13 protein-coding genes are annotated in these 12,343 nt (G+C 32.2%); 12 read left to right on the forward strand and 1 reads right to left on the reverse strand.

The window, feature by feature from the left end; all coding sequences use genetic code 4:
- The 12 genes from H6411_RS05425 (at position 1) to H6411_RS05480 (ending at position 11,651) form a co-directional block, all read left to right on the forward strand.
- Complete coding sequence (locus H6411_RS05425; protein WP_216083632.1) at positions 1-450, forward strand: hypothetical protein; 450 nt, start codon at positions 1-3, stop codon at positions 448-450.
- 6 nt (positions 451-456) lie between these two features.
- A complete protein-coding gene (locus H6411_RS05430; protein WP_216083633.1) occupies positions 457-1,227 on the forward strand; it encodes a hypothetical protein in 771 nt (256 codons plus the stop codon).
- Between the two features lie 2 nt (positions 1,228-1,229).
- A complete protein-coding gene (locus H6411_RS05435; RefSeq protein WP_216083634.1) occupies positions 1,230-2,078 on the forward strand; it encodes a hypothetical protein in 849 nt (282 codons plus the stop codon).
- 166 nt (positions 2,079-2,244) lie between these two features.
- On the forward strand, positions 2,245-2,751 hold the full coding sequence (locus H6411_RS05440; protein ID WP_216083635.1) for a hypothetical protein: 507 nt from the start codon (positions 2,245-2,247) through the stop codon (positions 2,749-2,751).
- A 111-nt stretch (positions 2,752-2,862) separates the two neighbouring features.
- On the forward strand, positions 2,863-3,618 hold the full coding sequence (locus H6411_RS05445; RefSeq protein ID WP_216083636.1) for a hypothetical protein: 756 nt from the start codon (positions 2,863-2,865) through the stop codon (positions 3,616-3,618).
- Positions 3,618-4,445: a hypothetical protein gene (locus H6411_RS05450; RefSeq protein WP_216083637.1), complete on the forward strand. Its 828-nt coding sequence runs from the start codon at positions 3,618-3,620 to the stop codon at positions 4,443-4,445. Before H6411_RS05445 ends, H6411_RS05450 begins: the two co-directional genes overlap by 1 nt.
- 167 nt (positions 4,446-4,612) lie before the next feature.
- Positions 4,613-5,752, forward strand: coding sequence for a hypothetical protein (locus tag H6411_RS05455; RefSeq protein WP_216083638.1), 1,140 nt, complete (start codon positions 4,613-4,615; stop codon positions 5,750-5,752).
- Positions 5,753-5,761: 9 nt separating this feature from the next.
- Entirely contained in the window at positions 5,762-6,850 is a 1,089-nt protein-coding gene (locus tag H6411_RS05460; RefSeq protein WP_216083639.1) for a hypothetical protein, read from the forward strand.
- A 6-nt stretch (positions 6,851-6,856) separates the two neighbouring features.
- Positions 6,857-8,002, forward strand: coding sequence for a hypothetical protein (locus H6411_RS05465; RefSeq protein WP_216083640.1), 1,146 nt, complete (start codon positions 6,857-6,859; stop codon positions 8,000-8,002).
- A 234-nt stretch (positions 8,003-8,236) separates the two neighbouring features.
- Positions 8,237-9,337, forward strand: a complete 1,101-nt coding sequence (locus H6411_RS05470) for a hypothetical protein (protein ID WP_216083641.1) — start codon at positions 8,237-8,239, stop codon at positions 9,335-9,337.
- A 6-nt stretch (positions 9,338-9,343) separates the two neighbouring features.
- Complete coding sequence (locus tag H6411_RS05475; protein ID WP_216083642.1) at positions 9,344-10,447, forward strand: hypothetical protein; 1,104 nt, start codon at positions 9,344-9,346, stop codon at positions 10,445-10,447.
- A gap of 118 nt (positions 10,448-10,565) precedes the next feature.
- On the forward strand, positions 10,566-11,651 hold the full coding sequence (locus tag H6411_RS05480; RefSeq protein ID WP_216083643.1) for a hypothetical protein: 1,086 nt from the start codon (positions 10,566-10,568) through the stop codon (positions 11,649-11,651).
- A gap of 4 nt (positions 11,652-11,655) precedes the next feature.
- Here H6411_RS05480 and H6411_RS05485 read toward each other — a convergent pair whose 3' ends face one another.
- The gene (locus tag H6411_RS05485; protein WP_216083644.1) at positions 11,656-12,261 is read right to left on the reverse strand and encodes a hypothetical protein; all 606 of its coding nucleotides are present in this window, start codon (positions 12,259-12,261) and stop codon (positions 11,656-11,658) included.
- Between the last annotated feature and the right edge of the window lie 82 nt (positions 12,262-12,343).

Below are 12,343 nucleotides of genomic sequence, written 5' to 3' on the forward strand. Positions count from 1 at the left end.
ATGTCAACACAAGCAATAGTTGGAGCAGCTGCCGGGGCAGTATTATTAGGAGGCGGCGGAACTTTGGCTGCTTATGCAGCAGGAGCTTTTAGCAATGACACTTACTTTATTAAAGCAAAGCGAGAATTTACTGAAAAGTCATATATTGCGGAGAAAGAAGAAGAAATGAAAGGTTGGTTGACTCAGCAAAATAAAGAAACAACTTATAAGACAGATTTAAAAAACAATATTAAGAAAATGACAGGAATATCTAAGACTGCACCTACAGAAGACAAAGTAAATAAATTACAAGGAGAAACAGCTCCTACAACTGCTGAGGCAAAAGAAATTTATGATTATGCAAAGAATTGATGCGAGTCTAAGAAGGAAACAGTTTATAAAGGAGAAGAATCTGAAGCAGAATTTGAAATTTTTAAAAAAGTTTGTTTTGTTAATAGTCCAGTAGCATAATTAGAAATGTCTTTACCAGTAAAAGCAGCTGCAGGAGGTGGAGTTTCAGCTTTAGCGGCAGTTGGGGGTTATGGCGTAAGTACTTTGTTTGGCAAAGAGCCTATTCATATACAAAATCCTACTCCAGGGAAGTTTGGAGAAGATTTTCAATTTCATTTTATGGATGCTTCTGATAATAGGAATGATTCTTGATGAAAAGAAAGATTTGATAAGCTTCAAGCTGAAAATGATAGTGAATTTAGTACTGAATTTAAAAAGAATGTCGTTGATAGTGTAGATAAATTGAAGACAGCATGTAATGACGCTTATTCAACAAAAACAACTAAAACTGATATGCATCCTGATACAGATGACGCAGGAACAAAAGCTAAATATGAAAAGGATGTTTGAACTTTCTGTTCTATTGATGGAAAGAATCCTAAAACGATAAGCGAAGCAAAAGAGGAAGGTAGAGATGAGTATAAGGATAAATCTGGAAAAGAGAAGAGCGCAATCTTCGTGTCTGTGCACGATAGAGAAAATCAAGGTTTCTGAGAAAGGCAAGCAAGAGCTTTTTATAAAAGGAAAAGCGAAGATGGAACAAAGGAAATTGAAGGTATAGGAAAAATAGCTAGCGATACTAATTTGGGCTTCAAAACTCTTTATGCAAAGTCTGAAAAGGATAGAACAGTTGAAGATTTAAAAGCAGCATGTGAAAATAGGTATAAAGATACTTTTGACAGCACAAAAGACAAAGAGACTTTAAGATTTTGTTCTTTACAAGGTAAACAGGATTAAAGATGTCAGCTTTATTTAAAGTAGGAGCAGCAGTGGGCGGATTAGCTTTGACAGTTGGAGGAGGTTTCTATGTAAAGACACTTTTGGGCGGAGAAGTTGTGTGTATTCCTTTGACTAAAGAAGAAAACTATTTCACGACTTATAGCAACAATGAGATAGGAAAAATTTATGGAGATTATTTAGTTGCTCCTTTTGGTTTAGCGACAGCAATAGAAACTAGCACTGGAGGAGGTAAGGTAGAAAATAACGAAAATTGGTGAGAACAAACTTACGCAGTTTTCAGAACAGATAATGGTAAAAGTAGTGATTTTAAGGATCAGGTTGATAGAGCTTATGAACATAAGGTAGCTCCAGCGCAAACTAAAACTAAGAAAGCTCTGAACAAAGTTTGCGAAGAAGTTTACAAGAAAGCGTCTACTGAAATAGAAATTGTTACATCAGGAATAGATAACGCAAAATCTAATTTAAGAGAGGATTTATTTAAATACTGCTCTTTCTTAGAAAAAGAGCCAATAAAAGTTGTTGAAAAAGATTATTCCGATGCAAAGAGTTATGGAAAATTACATCAAGGTAAATTAATTTCCACAAAAGACGATTCAAATAATTTTTTCTGAAAAAAACAAAATGAATTGTTCTTTAAAGATTCAGGAGATAGATCAGGAACTGGCGCAACAGGCGATGCCCAATCTATATTCAAAAAGTTATATGTAGATAAAAATAAAAAAGATAAATGAGATGCCCTTAAAGAAGTTTGCGATCTAGCTTATTCAAAAAAAGAAAGCGATACAGAAGATAATAACGCGCCTAAATTAGATGTATTTAAGTTCTGTTCTTTAAAAGGAAAGGAGTAATAAAAAACGTTAACGTAGGTGATATTTCGAAAGACGAAATAACGGAAAACATCAAAATCTAAATTTAAGACGATTGTAATTTTTTTATTTTTGATAATTTTTGTTTTACTTGCTAATTAATGTGAGATGATTATTTGTGTTTTTCATTTATTTTCCCCTTTAAACTATGACATCTATTCAATTATCTGTGGTAGCAACAGGAACAGTAGCCGTTGTGGCAGCCGCAGCTGGTACAGCTGCATATATGACATCTTCCTCTAGTTGTTTAACTATAGAACAAGCGGAAAAGGCAGGAAAGATTGTTAGAAAGGATGGAGATAGCAGTGATTATTGGTTTTCAAATAATTTAGCTTCTCTAGGAAATAACGCGAGTTTTTTGGTTGCAAGTATTTCAGAAAATGAGGGTTGATGAAATTCTAAGTACGATTCACAGTTGAAGCCTTTGAAAGGAGGCAACAATAGAGCTTCTTCAAAAGAATTTCAGAAAGTTACGAAAGGTTACGATAAGGATGACAAAGCGGCTTTAAATAAGGTTTGTGATGCGGCTTATAAGGAGAATATTGTGAAATTTACTAATAATGGAGATTCTGAAAAGAAAAAATATGCGGATGATGTGCAAAGATTTTGTACTAATGAAAAGAGTGCAAGTTTAAAGTTTGAAGCAGATTCTTAATCAAATTCAGAGTCTGAAGAAGATTAATTTTTTATTTAAGATATCGATAAGAAGCTTATTTGTTTCGACGAGGTTTTTTAAGCAGAAAAGTATTGTAAGTTAAAAATGTCTGTGTCAGTAAAGGCAGCTGCAGGAACTGGAGCTGTTGTATTAACAGCGGTTGGTGGTTACGGATTTAGTACTTTTTCTGCATCAGGAGAGCCTGATTGAAAACCTTTTACGGCAAATAATTTAGTTGGCAAGTATTCTGAGAAAACGAAAGCTTATTTTGTAGGAGAGAATAGTGATGCTTGATGGGATTGATCTTACAAGAATAGATGAAGCAAGGATAAAAATGAAAACAGGGCTTTACATCATAACTTTATAAGTGTAACAAGTGGAAAAGATTTAAAGGATAAGTGTGTGGCGGTTTATGGAGAAGAGAAGGAGAATGTGACTTCAGCTTATCAAAATGGTAAATATCTAGAATTGGAGGTTTGGAGATACTGTTCTCCATTGGATACTAAACCAAAGACGATACAGGAAACGGGAGAGAGAACTTATGAAGGTTCAGTTAGTTCATATGGATGAGTCAAGAAAGAAAAATTTGTATCTGTAACTATTGAAGAAAATAATTTATTTTGAGAATTAAGAGATCAGGAGTTTTTTGGGTTAGGAAATTATTCTACGATTTTGACAGACAATAGTTTTGATCAATCTAAAGATTCTCTCTTTCATAATTTTTTTAAAAATAAAAGTTTTGAAAATAGACCAAAAATAAAAGATGTATGCGGAGATGCTTATAAAATGACAGATACCCAAGAAGCTGAAGATAAAAAAGTGCAAGTTAATACAATAATTAAATTTTGTTCTTTAGAAGGTAATTAATGGATCCAGTAAAAGGAGCAGCCGCTTTAGGTGCTGGAGCAGTAGTTGTAGGAGGTGGTTACATGGGTTATTCTTATCTTTCTATAAGTTGTACTACTATTGATCAGTCTAAAAATAGTAGTTCTTATAACGTTGGAACTATTGGAGGAGATAACAAGAGTTTGTTTGTAGATCCTTTGTTAGATGAGAATAAGAAGTGATGAGATAGTGTTTTTGAGGTTTTAAAGAATGATCAAACTAAAAAAGCAGACGAAATAAGCTCTGAATTTAAATTAGTAGATAAAGGATTTAAGAACGATAATTTAGCCGATACACAACATTTAAATAAAGTATGTGAAACAGCTATAAAGAAGAATACATCAGATGTTATTAACTCCAAATATCTAAAAAATATTTGAACTTACTGTTCTGTTAGACCGGATTTAGCTAAAGAAAAAGGAAATGAACCATTAGCCGAAACATTAGCTAAGAGAAATAATTCAGATATCACTGATAGTCATCTGGGATCAAAAAACAAAGATAAGTTAGTAGCTAATGACGCAGTTAATGAGAATTGATGGAAATGGGTTTTCGAAAATAGATTGAATCCTTTAAAGACAGCAAATGGTCAAAGCGGTAATCAACTAAGCTCTGCATTCAGTAGTGTGACTGAAGGATACAATACAGCATCATCCAATAACGCTTTAAATAAAGTTTGTGAAGATAATTACAAGAAAGGAGTTTCTGATTTTTCTAGTACGAATAGTGATGCCAATAAATATCAACTAACCCAAGATGTTAAAAGATTCTGTACAGTAGGCGGAAACAAAGATTTATCCTTAAGTTAATTTCTATTTAATACCCCATTCATTTTTTCAACCCTTAAAAACACTATTTAGACCAGTAAGTTCTTTTTTGCTCTTTTAATAACTCTATCTTTTTGAGATTTATTCTTAATAACTATTTTTCTAAAGATCATCCTTCTTAGAATGCCGCCAACTTCAATGAAAAAACCATGTCTATATTCTCAACTATTGCAAAAGCTTTAACTGCTATTGGTATTGCATCTGGAGCTGCAGGAGTAGGCTCCAAAATATATCTAAAAAATGGTCATGGTTTTGGAACCATGAGTGTTAATACTGAAACCACAAAAACTACTACTGATAGTAATCCTATTCCTGCAGTTCCAACAGAAGAACTACAAACTCCAACTAGAAGAACATACGGAACTGAATTAACTAAGAAAGATTTTTCACTAGTAACTGCAAATACAGATGAAAAAATAGTTCTGAATATTTTGATGGAGAGACTAGATCCTACTAAGGATTCTCTAACTCATTACAAGGGAACTAAGTTTAAGGATAGTCCACAGGTTGTTTTCAAAAATAAGACATTCAACAGTAATGTTGGAACTAATAGTTACTCCCTTACTGTAGTACAAAAACCAGATACTTCAAATGTAGATCCTTGAAGACAAGCATGTGTCGTTGCTTTAGACAGAGAAGTTTCAGCACAAGTAGAAACACAAGGCAGTGAAGAATATAAGGAACTTGCAAGATTAAGAGAATGATGTACTATTCCTACAGTTGAACATGTACTAAGAAGACATAAGTTAACACCACTTAATGTCAATGTAAATGATAATAAAGATGAATCAGATTGGAAGGAAGTAATAGGTGGAGGTTGATTTAAGAAAGAAGGAGATAAGAATAACTGAGAAGATCAATCATTTATTAAAGACAATGATCTAACCACTATTATTGGAGCAGAAAAAACAGGAATTAAAGATAAGAGTGAAGTTACAAAAACACATATAGATCTATTCAAGAATAGATGTAAAGCTGAATTAGAAAAAGCATTTGAAAGAAATAATTTCTATTTAACTACTCAATTTATTAATGGAGTAACTGATAGTCAGAAACCAGAAATAGATCCTTTCCAAGAAGTAGCTCTGTTCTGCATGAAGCCTATGAAAGCTTCTGACTATATCAAGTCAGCTTTACAGGGAAATGTAAAAATAACAGTAGATACACCGTCAACTGATTACTGCTATCTAAGTAGCAATGATTTTGATAATTGAACAACAAATAATCCTTTGCAAGGCAGAACATTTTGATGTGCAGTTAAGTTGCTTTATGCACAAAAGGGCAAATAAAGAGAGATCATGGAAGGATACAAATTTCTAATTGAAAATGCCTTTAATTTCTTTGGCATCCCATCAATTATTTTCGGTTCATTAGGTGGCGGTGTAAAGATATATCTAGATAATTTTCATAGCACTTTAAATATTGATTCACCTTACTCAGGAACATTTAAGAAGGCTATAGAAGCGCAAGGGTATCAAGTTATCAGTTCTAGTTCCACACATGAAGAATCTAAATTTTCTTTAGTTCATGAATTAGATCCTCATCTAAATACCTTACATAGAAAAGCAAATGATTTATTTACTGGAAGTTCTGCCTTTAAGTTGGAAGTTCACACAATAGCAAAAGGTAAGGTAACTCCAGAACAGGGAAATGAAATAAGCTTCACTATTACCTGAACAAAAAATCCAACACATTCTGATACCAATCATCACAAAGAGGATTGTGTAAAAGCCTTAGATAAACCTTATGACTCTAAAAACAAAGATGAATTCGATAAATTAGTCAAATGATGTACTGTTATTAGAAATAACGGTGATCTATTAAAGAGAAACGGATTTACTTTACTGAATACCGAAAATACAAGTGATGATGAGATTTGGAAGAAAGTAATCTCTGGAGGTTGATTTACTAAGGGGACTCAGAAAGAGAACTATAACTATTGAGATAAACAGTCTTTCTTTAGCGCAGAGGATCTAAAAACATTGATAGGAGAGGGAACTAATATCAAAGAAATTAAATCTGAAAACGATGTTGAAACAAAACATATAGATCTTTTTAAAAAGAAATGTAAAGCAGCTTTAGAAAAATCTCCGGATATAAAAAATTTCCCCCTTTCTAAATATTTCTTATCTGGCACAACTGATCCAACTAAGGGACTTGCAGTAGACAGCTTCTTTGAAGCAGCATATTTCTGTACCACACCTATTAAAGCAGAAGATTATGTGAAGAATAATTTGAAAGCTCAAACAAGAGCATCTAGTGAATCTAAAGGATTAACTTGTTCTCTTGAGTATGTAGAAAACTATGAGTGATATACAAATCAACCTGCACAGGGTAAAGGTTTCTGATGTGGTGTACAGGTTTTATATAAAGGAAAAACCAAATAGAGGATCATGATCAAAGAACATCGCTTATTGTTTTCACGCTGATTTACAGCGGTTGGGGTTCCTACACTGGTTACTGGTTCTGTAGGTGGAGGTATAAAACTTTACTTCAGAAATTTTGATCCTAATGCAATTTATGGTCTATCTCTTTTGGATTCTGAAACAAATCAAAAGCCTAAGAAAACTTTCTTGGAGGTAATTCAAGAGAGGAAATTAACTCCTATTAGTGACCAAACTCAGTCGGCACAAATACAAACAGTATTGTTGCATAGATTAGATGCACATTTAACTTCTTTCGGAACTCAAGATAATGAATTTTTTGAAGGTAGCAAGAAAATAACTTTAGAAAAACAAGAACACAAAATTGAAGGTACATCCATAGCAGAAACAGGAAGAGAAATTAAATTTGAATTGCAACCTTGGAAGAAGCCAAATGCAAGTAGACATAAACAAGCTTGCACGGAAGCATTAAAGAAAACCTATGATGAGAAAACAGATACTGAAAAATTAAATAAGTTAATTAAATGATGTACTGTTATAGATTCCAATAGGGAGTTATTAACTAGAAGTGGATTTAGACCTCTAGATACAACTAGTGGCAAGGATGATGATCATTGAAGAAAAATAATTGCCGGAGGTTGGTTAACTTCTAAAAAAAATGAAAACGATAATAAGATTTATAAATATTGAGAACAGCAAGCATTCTTTGATGATGCAGCTTTAAAGCAATTATTAGGAGAGAAACTAGAACAGGAAATAAAAACAGAATCAGATGTTAAAGAAGTCCACATTAATTTAGTTAAAGAGAAATGTAAAGTTGCTTTAAATTTAGCTCCAAAGATGGATACATTCCCACTATCTACTTTCTTTCATAAGGGAATTAAAGAGCCTGATAAATCCAAATATAAAGTTGATAATTTCTTTGAAGCTGCTTTCTTCTGTGTTGAACCTATGAAAGCTGAGGACTATATTAAGACTGTCTTGCATGCTAATGTTCGACCTGTTGATTCCAAAGATGCAGGTTCTGGAAACAGAATTTGTTCTATAGAATCTACACAAAATTACGATTGATATACCTATCAACCTGCCGAAGGTAAAGGTTTCTGATGTGGAGTTAGGGAGTTATACGCTGGACACGGAAGCACTCATAAATAAAACTTTTTAAAAAATATTGCTTGTTTTTTTCTTTTTTTATTTATTTTTAAAGCTACTAATCATTGATAAATAGAAAAGATTTAAGGAATTTTTATAGCTTTAAAAGTATATGAATATTTAAAAATTTTTAAAAAAGTTATTAAGAAAAAATATTTTTTGCAAATTTCATAAGTTTTTATTTTTTTAGATAGATGAGGCTGCTTATAATAGCCGGCCAATTCTAAAAAAATAATTATGTTGTCAAGTAAGTTAGCTAAGTTATTGGCTGCCTCTACAGTAGTTACTGGTTCAGGAGGAATAGGGGCAAAGGTTTATTTAAAGCAAGGTAAACCTCTTTCAATAAAAACTCTTTCACCTAGTTCCGAAGAAAAAGTTATTTCTCAGGTTGCAGATGAAACAACAGAAACTACAGTTGAAAAAGCTCCTGAAGTAACTTTCGGTTCTTCTTTAACTAGCAGCAATTTCAAAATAGTAACCGAAAGCACTACTGAAGAAGTATTGCTGAATATTCTTATGGAAAGGCTAGATCCAAGCAAGGATACAGCTCAAGATTACAACGTTAACAGAATTTTCACTGGAAGTAAGCCAATTAAATACGGAGTTAAATCATTCACTGGAAAAGATAATAAGAAACTAACAGTTCTACAAAAACCAGACAAACAATATGCAGCTGACCATAAACAAGCATGTATAGAGGAATTAAAGAAACCTTATGATCAAAATAATTCTACAGATAAGGCGCAACTATCAAGATTAAGAGAGTGATGTACTGAACCTAAAGTTAGAGATGTACTAGGAAGACATAAATTTACTGTTCTTAAAACCGAAAATAAAGATCATGATGAACATTGAAAAGAAATAATCAAAGGAGGTTGATTTAGTAAGACAGGAGAAACTAAGTACTGAGATAAACAATCATTTATTGCTGGAGATGAACTTAAAAAAATTATTGGAGATAGTGATACTGGATTTACAGGAGAACCAACAGATGATCAAATTTCAGTATTGAAAAATGCATGTAAAGCAGTATTAGATACTCCTTTTACTAGAGAAAACTTCTATTTAACTACTGATTTCCTTTCTGGTATTACTGGATCAGATCCAAAACCAAAAATGGATCCATTCCAAGAAGCAGCATTATTCTGCACTCAACCTGCAACAGTACATCATTACATAACTGTAGCCCTACAAGGAACACCTATTACTCCTACTAAGGCAGATGATTATTGTTCTTTAAGTGCAGGAGATGTTAATTCTTGAAAAACAAACACACCTATGGAAGGAAAAACTTTCTGATGTGGTGTAAGAATTGCTTATGGTCCAAAGAAACCTTAATCTGTCATGAAAGTATTTAGTGAATTCTTTAATCACTACGGGATACCGCTTTTATTTATTGGTTCTACAGGAACAGGAATAAAGCTTTATTTTGCAAAAGCAGGTTATTTAACTAATTCACAGTTATCTGAAATTAAATTTGTATTACCTGAGAAGAAACATAAATATTCAGATGAGATAACCAACGCAGGTTTTACTCTTGTTACTTCATCTACTACAGATGAAGTAATGCAAAACATAATCTTTCAGAGGTTATTTCCTAATAAGGATGTGACTTTTTCTTATTCTAAGGGTCAAGTTTTTGCAGAAAGTACTGCAGTTACATTTGAAGCAAAAGTTTTTAAGACTAAGGATGGAAAAGAACTAAAGACTATTTCTAAGCCAGATAAAAAATATGTTGAAGATTTTAGAAAAGCATGTTTAAGTGCTTTAGATAAAGAATATAAGAATGATAAAGACCAAGATGGCCCAAATAGTAAAGAGTTAGCTAGATTAAGAGAATGATGTACAGAACCTAAGATAAAGGATGTTTTAAGTAGACATAAGTTTACTTTACTTAAAACAGATGAAAACAACAAAGAAGATGATGCATATTGGCAAGAAATAATCAAAGGAGGTTGATTTAGTAAGAAAGACAATACTAATTACTGAGAGAAACAGACATTTATAAAAGAGGAAGAAGATTTAAAGAAAATTATTGGAGATCAAAAAACTGGATTTACAGGAGAAGAAGTAAAACCAGAACAAATTGCAGTACTTAAAAAAGCCTGCAAAGCAGCATTAGATAAAGAATTTACAAGAGAAAACTTTTATCTAACCAAAGATTTAATAGATAATGTTGAACCTACAACACCAGAATTAAAAGTAGATTTATTCCAGGAAGCTGCTTTGTTCTGCAGTAAGCCAATTTCTGCAAAAGAATACATAGAAAAAGCTATGCAAGGAATAGCTTATACAACTGTTCAAACACCAGCTAATACTGAATATTGCGAAATTTCTGAAAAGAATATATCTGAATGAAAAACCAACAACCCACTAGATGGCAAAACCTTCTGATGTGGAGTTAAGTTGTTGTATGAAAAGTCTAAGAATCATCAACCCAGCAAATAACACTTAGCCACCTTTTCTTTTTGTTGTTATTTATAAGTTCTTTTGCTGATTTAAGAATCGTAGATACAATGGCACACCAATATTCGAAATAAAGTTTATGAAAATACCTTTGAAAGTAGTGTTCTCACTTATTATGGCTGCATGCGGAGGATTAGGTGCAGGAGTAGATATTTATCTTAGAAACTCTAAGTTTGACAATATAGAAGTTAGCGATGAACCAGGTCATGATCAAGAATCAAAATCATTATCTGATTCTTCAACGCCTATTAATAAATCTTCCGTAAATACTTATCCTGATGGTACTTTTGGTAAACAATTAGCAACTAATAAGTTTGCTCCTGTTTACTCTTCAACTAGCGACTCCGTATTCCAAAACATTCTTTTACAAGGATTACTTACTTTTAATAACAAACCTATTGTTTACCAAAAAGATCAATTATTTACAGGTAATCCTGTAGTTACTGTAAGTCCACAAGTTAGAAATATTTCAAACAAGAACTTTTATCTATATGGAAAACAAAATGACAGTGTTATCTCTTCTTACAAAGAATCCTGTATTGCAGCTTTACAAAAACCTTATACAAGTAGTGATAGTACAAGCGAAGCAGAACTTAAGAAACTAGAACAATGATGTACACAACCTAAAGTTAAACATGTCTTATCAAGACACGGATTTGAACTTATTAAAGATAGTGATGACTTTAAGGAAGTAATAGCTGGAGGTTGATTTAAGAAAGATGGAAATACTAAATACTGAGAAAAACAAAGTTTTATTAAGAAAGGGCATATAGATAATTTCTTAGGAGATAAGTCTAGTACTGGAATAAACAGTAAATCAGATGTTTCATATGCTCATGTTGCAAAACTTAAATATAGATGTTCTGCAGCACTAGAAAGACCTTTTATAAGAGAAACTTTCTATATGCCAAAAGAGTATTGAGAACAAGATAAAACAGTTACATATTCTTCAAGATTCTTAGATGAATTCCAAGAAGCAGTGATTTTCTGTACAAAATCTAGAACAGCAGAGAAATATATTGTTGAAACTCTTAAAGGAAAAGCAAAAGAAACTTCTGAATTAGATTCACAGGATGTTTGTTACTTAGCTAATAAAGTAAACGACTTAAAAAATTTAAAAACTTTTGATCCTTTTGGAGGAAATGGTTTTTGATGCGCAGTTAAGTTACTTTACAAAGAAAATTAGATAATTATTTCTCTGGTTGATTGTTTCAGGTACTTTCGTTGTGCTTTTTAATTTCGTCTCTATGAGGTCACTCACTATTTATATTCACACTACTTCCTTTTTCAGAGCAGCCCACTCACACATCTCTTCAATATCTAGCTTTTTTCTCCTTAGTATCTATTTTTGGATTATTTAGAACGCTCTCCTCATATTTTTCTCAATAGTTATCATCTGATTTGTTGTTGAAAGATAAAGAAGATACTTTCTTGCATTCATTGAACAATCCTTTTACATTTTGATCTTTAATTATTGATTTAAATCTGTAACTTCTTATCTTTGAATTATTCTTTTTGTAATCTTCAAACCTCTTTTTTCATCATTCTTTTTCTTTTGTATCCATAGATTCATAATTTTCCGCAGTTATTTTGTGCAGTAGAAGTGCTTCGTCTATTGTTTTGTTATCTGAGAAAAAACTACCAAATCCATAACTCATTTGTGATGTTGATGAATCGTTTTTTCCAAAACTTTCTTTTTGTGATTGAGTCTTTGCAATAGCAGTAGTTGTTGTTCCGGTTGCTATTAAAGCAGTAACTCCCGCCCCAACTTTTGCAGTTGTTGAACTTATTTCCATGTTCTCTGTTCTTTTCTAAAAATTTAAATAAGAATAATAACTTTGTCTCTAATTCTGAATTCTATAGAAGATAACTATACGT

The organism is Candidatus Mycoplasma haematohominis (assembly GCF_902712995.1).
Taxonomy (GTDB): domain Bacteria; phylum Bacillota_I; class Bacilli_A; order Mycoplasmatales; family Mycoplasmoidaceae; genus Eperythrozoon_B; species Eperythrozoon_B haematohominis.